This window comes from Streptosporangium nanhuense, from assembly GCF_059358815.1.
In genome coordinates, this window is record NZ_JCADBG010000013.1 from 69,179 (window position 1) to 84,706 (window position 15,528).

Sequence of the window (15,528 nt, forward strand, 5' to 3'; positions counted from 1 at the left end):
CGCATGGGTCTTGTGGTTTTTGGACCGCTACGACATGCCTATCGGTTCTACCCGGCCACGCTTGCTGATCACTTTCGGATGACTTGCACAGGTTCGCCGGTGTCCGATTACGCCGACAGAGAACACGGGCCGGGAAAAGAATCTTTTCCCGGCCCGTGCCGACCTTCCACCGATCTTGCGATCGGTCCCGCCGGTCCGTGGCCGGTCCCGTGATCGGCCCGGCCGGTCTCTTACCGGTCCTGTCGGCTCCTCACCGGCCCGGCCGGTCTCTCACCGACCCTGTCGGCTCCTCACCGGTCCCGCCGGTCTCCGGGCGCTCCTCCGAAGCCGGGAGCGCGAGGGCCGCTAGCGGGTCGCGGGCATCCGTACGTCCAGGATCTCGCCGAGCAGGTCCGTGAGGCTCACCATGCCGACCACCTCGCCGCCGCCGTCCGTGACCAGGCCCAGGTGCGCGTGGGCGTCCTGGAGCGCGGAGACCGCGTCCGGGATCGTGGTCGCCTTGGTCAGGCGTGGCACCGGGCGGGCGAGCTCGGCGGGGCTCGCCTCCGGCCGGACGAGCATGTCCCTGACGTGCACCACGCCCAGGACGTCGCCCGGCCTGCCGGAGGTGACCAGCATGCGCAGGTGCCCGTCGCGCGCGGCGACCCGGCGCATCTGGTCGCCCGTCGCGTCGGCGGGCACGGAGGTGGCCTTCTCCAGCGGCAGCATCAGCCGTTCCACCGGCTGCTGGTGGACCCGCAGGGCCCGGGTGAGCAGGTCGTGCTCGTCGCGGTCGAGCAGGCCCATCCGGCCCGACTCGCCGACCAGCATCGCCAGCTGTACCGGGGTCCTGGTGGTGGCCAGCTCGTCCTTGGGATGCACCCCGAACAACTTCAGGATCGCGTTCGTCAGCCCGTTGAGCGCGGCGAGCACCGGCCGGACGAGCCAGGTGAAGCCGCGGAACGGCAGGGCCAGACCCATCGCCGCGACCTCCGGGTGGGTCAGCGCCCACGACTTGGGAGCCATCTCGCCGATCACCATGTGCAGGAAGGTGACGAACGCCAGCGCGATCACGAGCGAGACGGCGACCCGCAGCGACTCGGGCAGGCCGATCGCGCCGAAGACCGGCTCCAGCAGGTGCTCGATGGCCGGTTCGGTGACCATGCCCAGGCCGAGCGAGCACAGCGTGATGCCCAGCTGGGCTCCGGCCAGCATCAGGGAGAGCTCCCTGCCGCCGCGTACGGCGGCGCGGGCGGCGAGCCGGGTCAACCGGCCTCCCCTGCCCCCGAGCTCCTCCAGGCGGTGCCTGCGGGCCGAGATCACCGCGAACTCGGCGGCGACGAAGAAGGCGTTGCCGATCAGCAGGGCCACGCCGAGCAGCAGGGCGGAGGTGGTGCTCATCGTCGCCTCGCCCCGCCCCGCTCGATCATGGGTGCCTCGGGGCCACGCTCGATCATCCACGGCCCGGTCATCGCCGGTTCGTCCTCTTTCTCGGTTCTCGCCTCGGGGACGTCCCCGAGGTCGGCCTCCTGCTGTGCGGTGAGCGACAGCCGCACCCACTCGGGGACCCTGCGGTGCACCGAGAGCACGGTGAGCGCCGCCTCCCTCTCGTCGGCGCCGTCGTTCTCCAGGGGGTCGTTCTGCGACGTGAGCGTGACGGTCACCTGGTCGGCGGGCTCGGCCATCCGGCCGAGGGTGGCGAGCACGAGGCCCGCGACGGTGTCGTAGTCGTCGCTCTCGGGGAGCTGCAGCCCGATGGCCCGCTCGATCTCGTCCAGCCGGAGCGTGCCCGGCAGGTCCCAGGTGCCGTCGTCGCCCACGACGACCCCGGCGGGCTCCGGGTCGTTCTCGTCGATGAGCTCGCCGACGAGCTCCTCCGCGAGGTCCTCTATGGTCACCACGCCGGCCAGGCCGCCGTACTCGTCGATGACGCACGCCAGGTCGTCGTGGGCGGTGCGCATGCGCTCCAGGACCAGGGGCAGCGGCGAGGAGGTGGGCACCAGGAGCGCGGGACGGGTGATCTTCTCCAGCGTGCCGTCGGTCAGTCCCGACCTGAGCAGCTCGCGTACGCCGGTGACGCCGACGACGTCGTCGCCGTTCTGGTTGCAGAGCACCGGGTAGCGGGAGTGGCCGTGCCTGCGGACGGCGTCGACCAGGTCGGAGATCGGGCGGTCGTCCCTCAGCAGCACCACGCGGGGGCGCGGCACCATGACGTCCTCGGCGGTGCGGTCGCCGAACTCCAGGGCGCGGCCCAGCAGCTCCGACAGCCTCGGGGGCAGGTCACCCGCGGTGGCGGACTCGGAGATGATGCGGGACAGCTCCTCGGGGCTGGCGCCGTGCTCGATCTCCTCCACCGGCTCCACGCCGACCCGGCGCAGCAGGCCGGTGGCGGCGGAGTCGAACAGGCGGATGACCGGCCCGGCGATCCGCAGGTAGATCATCGTCGAGCGGGCGAGGAACTTCGCCACCGGCTCGGGACGGGCGATGCCCAGGTTCTTGGGGGCCAGCTCACCGAAGACCATCTGGATGACGGTGGCCACCGCGACGGACAGCGCCACGGCGATGCCGGGCACGGCCCCGGCGGGCACCCCCGCGGTCTTCAGCCACGGACGGAGGACCGTGGCGATGGCGGGTTCCGAGATGAAGCCGACGAGCAGGGCGGTCACGGTGATGCCGAGTTGCGCGCCCGACAGCATGAACGACAGGCGTCCCGTCACCTCCAGCGCCCGTGCCGCGGCCGCGTCGCCGGAGTCGGCCTGTTCGCGCAGTACGCCCCGGTCCGCCGCGACGAAGGCGAACTCCTGGGCGACGAAATAGCCGGTGGCGAGAGTGAGCAGGAGGATGGCCAGCAGGCCCAGAGCCGTGTTCACCGGGCGGCTCTCCCGGGCGGTTCAGTGGTGCCCGTGCGTTCGCACGGGCAGGTATTCCACGGGTCCGGAGTGGACACGATCATCCTTTCGAGCAGAGGTAGTCCCTACCGTAACGATCCGGATGGGCGTCGATGTTTCCGGATCGGCCGACGATCGCATTGTTGGGCGCTGACAACCTGTCTGAGTACTTTTACATAGGGAAACCTTGGGCACCTGGCGGCAGGCGCTCCAGCCACGACGTAGCGTCGATAATGACGTTTTCACCATGAGATCAAGAAGTGGCGGGACAAGACGTGGCTGACAGGCCCGAAGACGACGATCGCACTCGCGCGCTGCGATCGCCCACGCCGGGGCCCGTGCCGCCGAGAGCGGCCGGGCAGCCCGCCTACCCCTCGCCTGGCGGTCCGGGAACGCCCGTCCGGCAGTCGGCGTCCTCGCGGCGGGAGGCCCCCGCCCGCGAGGAGACGTCGCGCGAGGTGCCGCCTCCCCGGGGCGGTCGGGTGTACGGCAAGGCCAGGTCGGGCTCCAGCCCGGTCAAGCCGCTGGGCGCGCCTCCGGCCCCGCCCGGGGACTCCGGCGGCCGGGGCGGCAAGAGCGCGTCCCGCATGCCCGGCTGGCGGCCGAAGCGCCCCGGCAGGCTCGTGGTGCGGATCCTCGCCGGGCTGGTCGTCGTGCTGCTCGTCCTGGCCGTCGGCGGATATTTCGTGATCAACTCGCGGCTGACCACGATCGAGGCGCTCACCGACTACGAGGGCCGTCCCGCCGACACCCCCGGCACCAACTGGCTGCTGGTCGGCTCCGACAGCCGCGCGGGCCTGACCGCGGCCCAGCGCAAGAAGCTCGCCACGGGCAAGGCCGTGGGCCGCAGGACCGACACGATGATGCTGCTGCACATCCCCGAGGGCGACGGCCGGCCGACCCTGGTCAGCCTCCCCCGCGACTCGTACGTGCCGATCGACGGTCACGGCAGCAACAAGCTCAACGCCGCCTACGCCTTCGAGGGCGGTCAGAAGCTGCTCCCCAAGACCGTGGAGCAGGTCACCGGGCTGCGCCTCGACAACTACATGGAGATCGGCTTCGGCGGCTTCGTGGGGATCGTCGACGCCATCGGCGGGGTCGAGATCAACGTCAAGCAGGCGATCAAGGACCCCAAGGCCGGGATCAACCTGAAGAAGGGCCTGCAGACCATGGACGGGGGGACGGCCCTCGGCTACGTCCGCACCCGCGCCACCGGCGCGATCCCCGACCTCGACAGGACCCAGCGCCAGCGCCAGTTCTTCTCCGCGGTGGTGAAGAAGGCGGCCAGCCCCGGCGTCCTGATCAACCCCTTCACGTCCGTCCCGCTCGCGCTGAGCGCGGCCGACTCGGTGTCCGTCGGCGAGGAGACCGGCGCCTTCGACCTGCTCTCCCTCGGCCTCGCCATGGGTGGCGACCCGATCACCACGGTCGTGCCCATCGGCTCCCTGCCCACCATCGACGGCCAGTCCGTCGTCAAGTGGGACCGGGAGAAGGCCCTGCGCATGTTCGAGGCGCTGGCCCAGGACAAGCCCGTCCCCCAGGACGCCCTCGGCTAGTGACGTCCCCGCCGGGCGGGCGCCCTCGTGACAGCGCCCGCCCGGCGAGGGCTCTCGTGAGAGTGCCCGCCCGGTGAGTGCCGGCCTGGCGATGTCCCTCGTGACGACGCCTGCTCCGTGAGTGCCCGCCCGGTGGGTGCCCGCGGACCTCAGCCGCTGCTGCCGGCGCCGGCGCCGGCGATGGTTCCGGCTATCACGGCCGTCATGACGGCGGCGTTGACGGCGGCGATCGTCTGGGCGACCGCCTTGCCGGCCCACTCGCCCTCGGTGATCTCCTTGATCCGCTCCTTGCTCGCGCCGGGGAACGCCTTACGGTCGATCTTGGCCGCGTGCAGGATCGCGATCAACACCGCGGCCCGCTCGTCGGGGGTGGCACCGGACAGCACGTCCTGGACCCGCCGGCGGATCTCCAGCTCGACGCCCGGCTCGCGCTCGGGGTAGCGGGTGCTCGGGAAGATCCCCAGGATCTTGCGCCGCTCCTCGTCCAGCACGCCCCGCTCCGCCAGGCGGGACAGCAGGCGCCCGCGGAGCTTGCCGGAGTGGAGCCGCTGCACCCACCACTCGGGCTTGCGCGCCTTGGACTCCGCCGCGATCCTGGCCAGCGCCGCGTCGAGCTCCTCGTCCCCGACCGGGGTCGCGTCGAGAACGGCGACCCTCTTGTCGGCGAGGTCGATCCGGCCGCTGACGGTCAGTTCCGCCAGCAACGCGCCGCCGAGCGCGGCGTCCAGTTCGGAAGAGCTGATGAGTTGCCTGCCCTCCTCCTCGTCGTACGCGAGCAGGAGCACTTCCTCAGCGATCGTCGTCATCGTTCGACACTACGTCGCGGGCGCCTCACGGTCGTCTCGCCGATGCTTCGCGGTCGTCTCGCGGTCGTCTCGCGGTCGTAAGCACTCCGTAAGCGATCGAGGGCGGTGTCGCCGATAGCGTCGGCACCGAGGCCGGAGAGCGACCTCGACGTCCCCCCGTCACCGGAGTCCGGAGGTATCCGATGAGAGTCAAGAGGTTGCTCCGACACCCCGTCACCTGGGGCGTCCTGGCGTTCGGCGCCGTCGCGCTGGGTGTCGCGCTGTACCTGTTCCAGCCGTGGCGCCTGTTCACCACCGTCGAGGTGAACGAGGCGCTGCCCGCCGCCGCTTCCCCCGGCCCGGAGGCCACCGGAACCACGGATCCCGCCGCGTCCCCCGCGCCCACTGAGTCCCCTGCGACCACCGCGTCCCCTGCGCCCGCCCGGAAGCCGAAGGTACTGGCCACGGGCACGTTCATCTCCCACGAGCACGAGACCGAGGGCAGGGCGAGGATGCTGGAGCTGCCCGACGGGAGCCGGGTCCTGCGGATCGAGAACCTGGACACCTCCGACGGCCCGGACCTGCGGGTCTGGCTCAGTGACCAGCCCGTCAAGGAGGGCAACGCCGGATGGTTCAACCTCGACGACGGCAAGCACCTCGAACTCGGCGAGCTGAAGGGCAACAGGGGCAACGCCAACTACGCCGTCCCCGCCGGGGCCGACCTCGACAGCCTGAGATCCGTCACCATCTGGTGCAAGCGCTTCAGCGTCTCCTTCGGGGCCGCCGCCCTGACCTGACACAATCTCCGACCCATGAGCGTTTCTGAGGAACTCCACGCCATCGGCCGCCCGCTCGTCGAGGCGCAGCTCGCCCACCCGACGGTCGCGGGCATCGCGCGGGGGGACCTGCCCGAGCCGGTGTTCCGGTCGTGGCTGGAGCAGGACTACCTGTTCCTGCTCGACTACGTCCGCGTCTTCTCGCGACTTGCCTGGCAGGCCCCGGACGGGCATCTGGGCGACCTGGTGGACCTGGCGCACGCCACCTTCCACGAGGAGCTGAGCCTGCACCGGTCGCTGTCGGCCGAGTTCGGCGCCGACCTCGACGGGGCGAGGAAGGGCCCGGCCTGCGCGGCGTACACCTCGTTCCTGCTCGACTCCGCGGCCGTCTACGCCGACGGCCTGGCCGCGCTCTACCCCTGCATGTGGGGCTACTCCACGCTCGGGCGCGCGCTGGCGGAGAACCCGCCGGCCGAGCCCCGCTACCGTGCCTGGGTCGACACCTACGCCCACCCGGCCTTCGCCGAGCTGACCGGGCGCATCGCGGTGATGATCGACGAGGCGGCGCCGGACCCCGGCAGGGCGGAAAAGCTGTTCACCGAGGGGATGGCCCACGAACTCGCCTTCTGGGACGTGCCCTGACCCCGCCGCCGCACAGCCGCCGGGGCCGGGCGATCCGGCGGGGTCGGACGTACCGAATTAGCCCTCTATCAGGGGAAATTAAAGGTCCGGATGAGGGCATCCACGTGGCTTTGCGCTCCATCCGGTGGAGGAGTTGGAAACAATGGGCGCATGAGTGTTCCTGAGGTCGAGGCGCAGGCCGTGCCGGATGACGCGTTCCTGCTCGACGTACGCGAGAACGACGAGTGGCATGCCGGGCACGCGCCCGGTGCCGTCCACATCCCGCTGGGTGAGCTGCAGTCCCGGGTCGACGAGGTGCCCAAGGGGGCGCCCGTCTACGTGATCTGCCGGGTCGGCGGCCGTTCCGCGAACGCCACCGCCTGGCTCAACCACGTCGGCTGGGACGCGATCAACGTCGGCGGCGGCATGCAGTCCTGGGACGGCGCGGGGCGTCCGATGGTCGCCGAGAGCGGCCAGGACCCCTTCGTCGCCTGAGCCGTCCGGACCGCGTGAGGGGGCGTCCTCGGCGGCACCGCCGGCCGGGGCACCCGTGGACGGGTCCGTGCGGCACGCGAGGGGAGCCCTTGCCAAGAAAGGAATGGATGGCATAATCAGGGCGAATGTCTACCGCGGGAGCTCGGGCGTGACCGGGCTGAGAGGGCGGAACCACGCGGAGGGTCTTTGACCCTCGGACGCACCGCCGACCGCATGAACCTGTCCGGGTAATGCCGGCGTAGGGAGTGTGCGTGATGACGTCTGCCGCCGTTGATTCCAAGGGCTCCGGTGACTCCGGGGGCTCCGGGGCGGTCGAGGCGCCCCTCACCCTCGGTGAGGCTCCCCCCAAGGCCCTCGGCGTGCTCGACCAGGGCGCGCTCTGGGCCAACCTCGGGGTCAGCCTGCTCGGCTTCTCCGGCGCGATCACGCTGATCAACCCGCTCGGCGACCGGCCGCTGAGCTTCGTGGCCGCGATCCTGGCCGCCGTCGTGGGCAGCGTCATCGGCACCGCGATGGTCGGCCTGGCCGCGATTCCCGGGCAGCGGACCGGCGCTCCGGCGATGGTCCTGCTGCGCGGGCTGTTCGGGGCCAGGCTCTCCTACCTGCCGACCGTGCTGAACATCGTCCAGATGCTGGGCTGGGGTGTCTTCGAGCTCTGGGTCATCTCCCAGGGCGCCCAGGCCATCGCCGGATCCTTCGGGATCGAGGTGCCCTACGCGGCCTGGGTGGTCGTCGCGGGGGTGATCACCACCGCGCTGACCATCCGGCCGCTGGGAGCGGTCCGCCTGCTCCGCAGGTACGTCACCGCCGCCGTGGTGATCTCGATGATCTGGTTCATGATCGCCCTGTTCCAGCGGGGACCGGCGATCGGCGGCGGATCGTGGGAGGGGTTCGCCCCCTCGGTCGACTACGTGATCGCGCTGTCGGTCTCGTGGGTGCCGGTCGCGGCGGACTTCGCCCGCTTCTCCCGCTCGGGCCGGGCCGCTTTCGCCGGGGTCGTCGGCGGCTACACGATCGCCCAGGTGGCCTGCCTGGTCCTCGGCATCGCGGCGCTCGCGCTGGTCGGCAACGACCCCGGCCAGGTCTGGGACCCCTTCGTGGCCGCGGCCCTCGGCCCGCTCTTCTTCGGCATCCTGGTGCTGCGCGAGACCGACCAGTCGTTCGTGAACGTCTACTCCACCGCGATGTCGCTGCAGAACCTGCTGCCCAGGCTGGACCGCCGGGTCATCTCCGTGTCCATCGGCGCGCTGGTCACCCTGCTCGCGATCTTCGCCACCGACCAGACCTACACCGTCTTCCTCGGCCTCATCGGGGCGGTCTTCGTGCCGATGTTCGCGGTGCTCGCCGTGGACTACTTCCTGCTCGGCGGCGCCAGGCGCTGGGACACCTCGGAGACCGCGCCCTCGCGCCCGCTCATGGTGCTCCCGTGGGTGCTGGGCTTCGTGGCCTGGTGGATGCTCGCGGCGCTGCCGATCGCCCCGGAGGTCAAGTGGTGGAGCTCGTTCTGGCAGGGCGCCCGTGACGCGCTCGGCTTCGTCCCGCAGCCGTGGATGAGCGCGTCCGTCGGCGCGTTCCTCGTCGCGGGTCTCGTCACCCTGGGGCTCGGCGCGCTCCGGCGCCGCTCCTGACCGTGCCGCCGTACGGCTTCCCTCGGCTCACAGACGGTCGCGGAGCGGTCCCGGGGGAACCCCGGGGGAACCCGGCGGGAAAGGCGCGGGAGGCGGTCTACGCGCCGCCGGAGCCGCGGAGCAGGGCGGTGGACTCGATGCGCAGCAGGCGTTCCTTGGCGGCCGATCCCCCGGCGTAGCCGCCGAGGACGGCCTCGCTCTCGACCACCCGGTGGCACGGCACGATGACGCACACCGGGTTGCTGCCCAGCGCGTTGCCGACCGCGCGCAGCGCGCGCGGCCTGCCGATCCGCTCGGCGATCTCCAGGTAGGTCGTCACCGTCCCGTACGGCACCGCGAGCATCATCTGCAGCACGGTCCTGGAGAACTGGGTGGCCAGGCGCAGGTCGACGGCGACCGTGAAGGCGCGGAGCCGGGCGGAGAAGTAGGCGTCCAGCTCACGGCGCACCGGGTCGAGCCGCCGGGCGTCGGGCCCGATGAACGTGCCGACCTCCCGGCTGACGCGCTCGAAGACGACGTTCTCGTCCTCGTAGCTGCAGGCCACCACACCCCGGCCCGTCACCGCGAGGGTCAGGCGCCCCAGCGGGCCGTCGAGCGTGCCGAACGCGATGTCGGGATGGCTCTTGCCGACGTAGTCGGGCGAGGTCACCCGTAGCAATGCATCGATGTCGCCGGATGACATGGCCCCACCCTTTCGTATCCAGGTGTGTGGTGACCGCAGAGTATCGGACGGATCGCCCGGCCAGTGGCAACACGTGCGGGACGAAAGTGCCAAGATCAGGCCGGTCGAGACGGCACTATGGGTGTGTGGTGGACTACAGGGCCGACAGTGACGGGGGCATCGGCCGCGGGGTCGTCGCCGCGGCGCCCAACGCGATCGTCGCCATCGACCGCGAGCAGACGGTTCTCACCTGGAATCCCGCCGCCGAGCGCCTTTTCGGCTGGTCGGCCGACGAGACGGTCGGACGCCGGGTGCCGGTGGTCCCCGAGGAGCTGACGGCCGAGCACAACGCGGTCCTGGAGAAGGTGCGCACCGGCGGCCAGGTCTCGCTGAGGACCAAGCGGTTCCACCGCGACGGCAGCCTGCTCGACGTGCGGGTCGACACCGGCGCGATGTCCGCGCCGGACGGCGGCCTCCTCGGCTACGTCAGCGTCTACCACCTGGCCCAGGACGACGAGACCGCCAACGACCGCAACGCCCGACGGGCACAGCTCGTCCGCAGGCTCACCGACGTGGTCGCCGACATCAACGCCGAGCTGGAGCTGCCCGCCGTGCTCGACCGGATCGCGGCCAGCCTCGCCGACCTGACCGGGGCCGACGCGGGCGGGTTCGTGATGATCGAGGGTGACCGGCTCCGCCTCGTGGCCTGCCACAACCTTCCCGGCTCGATGCGCGACTCCACCGCCGACCTGCGCACCAGCCTGGTCGGCAAGCTGCTGCGCGAGGGCAGGACCGTCCTGCTGGAGACCGGCGACCAGGACCGCCTGGACCAGCTGATCTGGTCGCGGCTGCCCGGCCTGCACACCATCGCGCTCGGTCTCGCGGCCATGGGCGGGAGGTCGTACGGCGCGCTGTACGCGCTGTTCGCCAAGCGCAAGGCGGGCCACCTGGAGCTGGAGCTGCTGGAGCTGCTCGCCGGTCACGCGGGCATCGCCCTGGGCAACGCGATGGCCTACCAGGAGGCCGTACGCCAGCGCGCCCACGAGCGGGCGGTGTTCGACGCCAGCGCCGACGGCATCGCGGTCCTCGACGACACGGGCCGGGTCGTCCAGTGGAACCCGGCCGCCAGCGAGCTGACCGGCTTCCACGCGGCCGAGGTGATCGGCGGGCCGCCGCCGTTCCAGCTGCCGGGCCCGGGGGACAAGCTCAGCATCCAGCTGCCCTCGGGCACCTGGCTGGACGTGCTCTGCGCGGAGATCGTGGAGACGGGCGAGATCGTGGTCGACTTCCGCGACGTCACCCGCGCGAAGGAGCTGGAGGAGGCCAAGGACCTCTTCCTGGCCACCACCAGCCACGAGCTCCGCACGCCGATCACCGTGGTCCGCGGTTTCGCCAGCACGCTCGACAGCCGCTGGGACAGCATGGCCGACGCCGAGCGCCGCGCCGCCGTGCACACCATCGCCGAGCGGGCCCGCTCCCTGGGCCAGCTCATGGACCACCTGCTGCTCGGCTCGCGGGCGGGGGCCGGCGAGCTCACGCTCAGGATCGAGAGCTTCGACCTGGCCGAGCTGGTCCGGGGCGCGACGCTGGGCCTGCCGATCCTGTCGGACCTGCACCGGGTCGAGGTCGACGTCCCCGACGACCTGCCCCCGGTCTCCGGCGACGCGCTGGCCACCGACATCCTGCTGGCCCAGCTGCTGGAGAACGCCTTCAAGTACTCACCGGACGGTGGCCTGATCAGGGTCGAGGCGTGGGTGGACGGCGACAGGGTGGTGCTGGTGGTCGACGACGAGGGCGTCGGCATCGCCCACGCCAGCAGGGAGCGGGTCTTCGAACGCTTCGTCCAGGCCGAGAGCGGTGACCGCCGCAGGTTCGGCGGGGTCGGCCTCGGCCTCTACATCGTGCGGAGCCTCGCGCGGGCCCAGGGCGGGGAGGTCTCGGCGCACCCGCGTCCCTCCGGTGGCACCCGGATGAGGTTGGCCCTCCGCATCGCCGACACGCCGGGCGCCCTTACCTGATCGACACGCCGGACCGGTAACGAGTCGGTAACGGATGTGCTGATCTATTGTCGAATGTGCACAAGCTGTAATTGGTGCGCGGTTTCCAAGACTATCTAACGGGGCATTTCGGTCGTACTGGGGTGAGTTCCTCAGGGGGAACAGGCATACGGGGAGGTGAGTGCGTCGAGCGTCGTTCTGTTGCCGTATGCACCGTCCAGCGTCGCTGTCGCACGCCAACGCCTCTGCTCTGACCTGCAGGAACGGGGTGTGTACGAGACCGCTATCGAGGACGCGGTGCTCGTGGTCAGCGAGCTGCTGAGCAACGCGCTGCGTCACGCCCACCCGTTGCCGTCGGGGCAGATCAGGGTGTCATGGCGCTGGACCGAGGAGCATGTCGAGGTCGCTGTGAGTGACGGTGGCGCGGCCACCGAACCGCGGGCGGGACGCCCGACGCTCTCCTCCCTGGGAGGGCGAGGTCTGGGAATCGTCGAGTATCTGGCCTCCACGTGGGGGGTCAGGCATGAGGGGGACATCACCACGGTGTGGGCCATGGTGACCGCGGTCGACACGGTAGGTAACGGCCGTGTTTCCACCCCCGAACCCGCTCTCAGGGAATGCGGATAACCCTCTTCCCGAGTTCCGTCCCGCCTCATATGTCATGAGGCGGGACGGAATCCGGCACTTCCTTGAGGGGACGGCGAGGGGACGGCGAGGGGGCGACGTCCCCGCGCCCTCACCCCCCGGCGAGCGCCGGGCGGTGCAGCACCGCCTTCTCCCCGGCCGTCCAGGCCGTCGAGGCGAGGAGATAGAGCCCGGCCGCGAGCGGCAGCACCGCGGCGACCAGGACGGTCCCGTACGGCAGCAGGGGCAGCATCCGGCGCAGCGCCGCGGGCTGGAGATCATCGCTCATCGTGCGCCGCATCCGGCGGGAGGTGATCCACGCCACGGCGACGAGCAGCAGGAAGAGCCCGGCGAAGACCAGGGTCGGGCCGCTGATCAGCCCGAACCCGGCCACCGTGCCCGCGAACTGCTGGCCGAGCGGCACCCCGAGGAGCCCGTGGGTCAGCAGCGCGTTGGCCTGCCCGGCGATCGTCGAGGAGATGAACACCTGGTACGTCACCATCATGAACGGCATCTGCGCCACGGACGGCAGGCACCCGGCCAGCGGTGAGGTCTTCTCCCTGGCGTAGAGGGCGGCCAACTCCCGCTGGAGCCGCTCGGGGTTGCGGCCGTGACGCTTCTTGAGCCTCTGGAGCTCCGGCGCGAGGCGGACCCTGGCCCGCTCGCCCCTGGCCTGCATGACGCTGAGCGGGAGCAGCAGCAGCCGGACGAGGACGGTGAACACGACGATCGCCAGGGCGGTGGAGCCCAGCGGCCCGGCGAGCGCGGCGATGAGGCCGGCGGTGAACGAGATGACGGGGTCGAACATGGAAGGGCCCTTCTGAGCGGAGTGGAGACGGCACAGAGGGCGCCCGCGGACCGCGAGGTCGTTCCCGGGACGCGTGCGCGGCGCACGGCGGCCCGGATGTCTCCGGAGCACGTGCGCGCGGCGCATGACGGCCGGGGGCCTCCGGGACACGGCGGATCACGTGCGTACACGGTGATCACGCGCGTGCGGGGCATGCCTGTCACGCGTCACGTGCGCGTGGGCATGCCTGTCACGCTTCACGTGCGCGTGGGGCACGGGGATCGCGACAGGTCGCGGAGGACTACGCGGGCGCCGGGCCCGCGGAGGGTGCTCTGGGCCGGGACCTCCCGGCCGCGTCGGGGTCGCGCTGCCTGACGAACATCGTCCGCCTGGCCCGGTCGCGCCGGGACATGGGCGAGCGTGACTCCGTACCCGAGGTGACGGGCGCCGGGCGCAGCGCCCAGGCGAGCAGGAGCACGCCCAGCCCGACCACGGCGGCGGCCGTCAGGACACCGCCGCCGTCGAACATCCAGACCGCCAGGGTCTGGACGGTGAGGAGCAGGTTCACTGCTTGAACTTGGCCACCGCGGTGACCAGCGCGACGACCACGAAGGCGATCAGCGCCAGGATGAGCGCGAACTTCAGCAGGCCGAAGAGGGCGGGCAGCACGAACCCGAACACCACGTAGAGCGCGAGCAGGACGCCCAGAACCCCCAGCACGATACGACTCATGCGATCCACCGTACGCCGGGCGGGACGGCACCGGGCGTCATGGCCGTAACGATGGTCATAACGATCGGGTGCTTACGGACCGATGACACGGCTTAGCGATCCTTCTCCCGGGGCCTACCGTGGGGGCCATGAGCGCGCGGATTCTGGTGGTCGACGACGATTCGATGGTGGCCGAGGTCGTGGCCCGCTATCTGGAACGCGACGGTCACGTGGTCGAGTGCGTCGGGGACGGCGCCGAGGCGCTCAGGCGCGCGCTGGCCAACCCGCCCGACCTGATGGTGCTCGACCTGATGCTCCCCAAGATGGACGGGCTCCAGGTCTGCAGGAAGCTCAGGGAGCGGTGGCCGGTTCCGGTGATCATGCTGACCGCGCTCGGCGACGAGATGGACAGGGTCGTCGGCCTGGAGACCGGCGCCGACGACTACGTCACGAAACCCTTCAGCCCCCGGGAGCTGGCGCTGCGCGTGCAGTCCGTGCTGCGGCGGGCGCGCGGGACCTCCCTGCCGGCCGGTACCGGCGTGCTCAGGGACGGCGAGCTGACGGTCGACGTCGGCGCCCACGAGGTGCGGCTCCGCGGCGACGAGATCATGCTGACCGCCCGCGAGTTCGACCTCCTCGCCCACCTGATGCGCAACCCCCGCCAGGCCTTCAGCCGCTCCGCCCTGCTCGACCAGGTCTGGGGGTGGTCCTTCGGCGACTCGTCCACGGTGACCGTCCACGTCCGCCGCCTCCGCGAGAAGATCGAGCCCGACCCGACCGACCCCCGGCGCATCGTCACCGTGTGGGGCGTCGGCTACCGCTACGAGCCGCTGGCGGAACCGTGATCCCCGAGATGCTGGTGATCGTCGCGGTCACCGCCGGGCTCGGCCTGCTGGTCGCGCTGGCCGGGCTGGGCGCGATGCGGCTGCTGCGCGAGCGGTCGATCGGCGTGATGCTCGCGGTGGTCGTCGTGGTGACCGTCGTGGCGATGGTCGGCGGCATGACGGCCCTCACCCTGAAAATGATCATCGAGGGGGCGTCGAGGGACATCGTGCTCAGCGTGGTCGTCGTGGGCGGCCTGGTCGGACTGGGCGTCGCGACGGTGCTCTCGCGCCGCGTGGTGGCGGCCAGCCGCAGGCTCGTCGACGCCGTGCACGCCGTACCGGCCTCGGGGGAGTTCACGCCACCCGAGGGGCTGCCCGCGGAGCTCGGCACGATCGCCGGGAGCCTGGACCAGGCCTACCGGCGGCTGCGCCTCGGCCACGAGCGCGAGCGCGCCCTGGAGAGCGCCCGCCGCGAGCTCGTCGCCTGGGTCAGCCACGACCTGCGCACCCCGCTGGCGGGCATGCGGGCCATGGCCGAGGCGCTGGAGGACGGGGTGGTCGCCGATCCGGAGACCGTCGGCCGCTATCACCGGCAGATCCGCCTGGAGGTGGACCGCCTGTCGGGCATGGTCGACGACCTGTTCGAGCTGTCCAGGATCCATGCGGGGACGCTGCGCCTGACGCGCGGCCCGATCGGCCTCGGCGACCTGGTCGCCGACGCGCTGGCCGGGGCGGAGGAACTGGCCAGGGGCAAGGGGGTACGGCTGGCCGGCGAGGTCGATCCGGTGGTCCCCGTCCAGGCCGACGCGGCCCAACTCTCCCGGGCGCTGCGCAACCTGGTGGTCAACGCGATCAGGCACACCCCGGGCGACGGCACGGTCGTGGTGCGGGCCTCGGTCAAGGACGGCGTCGCCTGCCTGTCCGTCGCCGACGGCTGCGGCGGCATCCCGGCCGACGACCTGCCTCGCGTCTTCGACGTCGCCTTCCGCGGCGAGGCGGCCCGCACCCCCAGCGCGTACGGCGTGGGGGCGGGTCTCGGCCTGGCGATCGCGCGCGGCATCGTCGAGGCCCACGAGGGGACGATCGGCGTCGTCAACTCCGGCCCCGGCTGCCGCTTCGAGATCCGCATGCCACCGGCCACCTGAGCGGTCCGTGCTCGGTCCGGTCCGGGGGCGGACAGGCGTCGCTGAGCGCCG

At 71.6% G+C, this 15,528-nt stretch carries 16 protein-coding genes and 1 riboswitch; of the genes, 9 read left to right on the forward strand and 7 right to left on the reverse strand.

The features are described 5' to 3' along the window. Positions 1–345: 345 nt before the first annotated feature. Both AC5L38_RS24365 and AC5L38_RS24370 read right to left on the reverse strand, forming a co-directional pair. Entirely contained in the window at positions 346–1,380 is a 1,035-nt protein-coding gene (locus AC5L38_RS24365; protein WP_495245130.1) for a hemolysin family protein, read from the reverse strand. After that, positions 1,377–2,849 carry a hemolysin family protein gene (locus tag AC5L38_RS24370; RefSeq protein WP_495245131.1) on the reverse strand — a complete coding sequence of 491 codons (1,473 nt, stop codon included), beginning with the start codon at positions 2,847–2,849 and terminating at the stop codon, positions 1,377–1,379. The genes AC5L38_RS24365 and AC5L38_RS24370 overlap by 4 nt, the downstream gene beginning before the upstream one ends. Before the next feature lie 356 nt (positions 2,850–3,205). On the opposite strand from AC5L38_RS24370, the gene AC5L38_RS24375 reads away from it, so the two are divergent. Continuing rightward, complete coding sequence (locus tag AC5L38_RS24375) at positions 3,206–4,423, forward strand: LCP family protein (protein ID WP_495245132.1); 1,218 nt, start codon at positions 3,206–3,208, stop codon at positions 4,421–4,423. Between the two features lie 149 nt (positions 4,424–4,572). On the opposite strand, the gene AC5L38_RS24380 is transcribed toward AC5L38_RS24375, so the two are convergent. Beyond that, entirely contained in the window at positions 4,573–5,229 is a 657-nt protein-coding gene (locus AC5L38_RS24380) for a GOLPH3/VPS74 family protein (protein ID WP_495245133.1), read from the reverse strand. A gap of 182 nt (positions 5,230–5,411) precedes the next feature. Here AC5L38_RS24380 and AC5L38_RS24385 point away from each other — a divergent pair, with 182 nt between their 5' ends. The 4 genes from AC5L38_RS24385 (at position 5,412) to AC5L38_RS24400 (ending at position 8,728) form a co-directional block, all read left to right on the forward strand. Beyond that, complete coding sequence (locus AC5L38_RS24385; protein WP_495245134.1) at positions 5,412–6,005, forward strand: DM13 domain-containing protein; 594 nt, start codon at positions 5,412–5,414, stop codon at positions 6,003–6,005. A 15-nt stretch (positions 6,006–6,020) separates the two neighbouring features. Beyond that, entirely contained in the window at positions 6,021–6,626 is a 606-nt protein-coding gene (locus tag AC5L38_RS24390) for a TenA family protein (RefSeq protein ID WP_495245135.1), read from the forward strand. 150 nt (positions 6,627–6,776) lie between these two features. After that, positions 6,777–7,100, forward strand: coding sequence for a rhodanese-like domain-containing protein (locus AC5L38_RS24395; RefSeq protein ID WP_495245136.1), 324 nt, complete (start codon positions 6,777–6,779; stop codon positions 7,098–7,100). 124 nt (positions 7,101–7,224) lie between these two features. Further along, positions 7,225–7,363: riboswitch (TPP riboswitch) on the forward strand. Next, positions 7,355–8,728, forward strand: a complete 1,374-nt coding sequence (locus AC5L38_RS24400) for a purine-cytosine permease family protein (RefSeq protein WP_495245137.1) — start codon at positions 7,355–7,357, stop codon at positions 8,726–8,728. Its footprint overlaps the riboswitch before it by 9 nt. A gap of 97 nt (positions 8,729–8,825) precedes the next feature. On the opposite strand, the gene AC5L38_RS24405 is transcribed toward AC5L38_RS24400, so the two are convergent. Then, entirely contained in the window at positions 8,826–9,410 is a 585-nt protein-coding gene (locus AC5L38_RS24405) for a methylated-DNA--[protein]-cysteine S-methyltransferase (RefSeq protein WP_495245138.1), read from the reverse strand. 125 nt (positions 9,411–9,535) lie between these two features. Between AC5L38_RS24405 and AC5L38_RS24410 the strand changes: the two genes are divergently transcribed. Both AC5L38_RS24410 and AC5L38_RS24415 read left to right on the forward strand, forming a co-directional pair. Then, on the forward strand, positions 9,536–11,407 hold the full coding sequence (locus tag AC5L38_RS24410; protein WP_495245139.1) for a sensor histidine kinase: 1,872 nt from the start codon (positions 9,536–9,538) through the stop codon (positions 11,405–11,407). 156 nt (positions 11,408–11,563) lie between these two features. After that, complete coding sequence (locus AC5L38_RS24415) at positions 11,564–12,013, forward strand: ATP-binding protein (RefSeq protein WP_495245140.1); 450 nt, start codon at positions 11,564–11,566, stop codon at positions 12,011–12,013. 109 nt (positions 12,014–12,122) lie between these two features. Here AC5L38_RS24415 and AC5L38_RS24420 read toward each other — a convergent pair whose 3' ends face one another. From AC5L38_RS24420 to AC5L38_RS24430, 3 genes are all read right to left on the reverse strand, one after another. Then, positions 12,123–12,818 (reverse strand): YidC/Oxa1 family membrane protein insertase, encoded by a 696-nt coding sequence (locus AC5L38_RS24420; RefSeq protein ID WP_495245141.1) that lies wholly within the window; start codon positions 12,816–12,818, stop codon positions 12,123–12,125. Between the two features lie 280 nt (positions 12,819–13,098). Next, positions 13,099–13,365 (reverse strand): DUF6412 domain-containing protein, encoded by a 267-nt coding sequence (locus AC5L38_RS24425; RefSeq protein ID WP_344748552.1) that lies wholly within the window; start codon positions 13,363–13,365, stop codon positions 13,099–13,101. Beyond that, positions 13,362–13,529 (reverse strand): hypothetical protein, encoded by a 168-nt coding sequence (locus AC5L38_RS24430; protein WP_495245142.1) that lies wholly within the window; start codon positions 13,527–13,529, stop codon positions 13,362–13,364. The genes AC5L38_RS24425 and AC5L38_RS24430 overlap by 4 nt, the downstream gene beginning before the upstream one ends. 128 nt (positions 13,530–13,657) lie before the next feature. Between AC5L38_RS24430 and AC5L38_RS24435 the strand changes: the two genes are divergently transcribed. After that, entirely contained in the window at positions 13,658–14,353 is a 696-nt protein-coding gene (locus AC5L38_RS24435; protein WP_495245143.1) for a response regulator transcription factor, read from the forward strand. Then, positions 14,350–15,477 carry a sensor histidine kinase gene (locus AC5L38_RS24440; RefSeq protein WP_495245144.1) on the forward strand — a complete coding sequence of 376 codons (1,128 nt, stop codon included), beginning with the start codon at positions 14,350–14,352 and terminating at the stop codon, positions 15,475–15,477. Before AC5L38_RS24435 ends, AC5L38_RS24440 begins: the two co-directional genes overlap by 4 nt. The last annotated feature ends 51 nt before the right edge of the window (positions 15,478–15,528 follow it).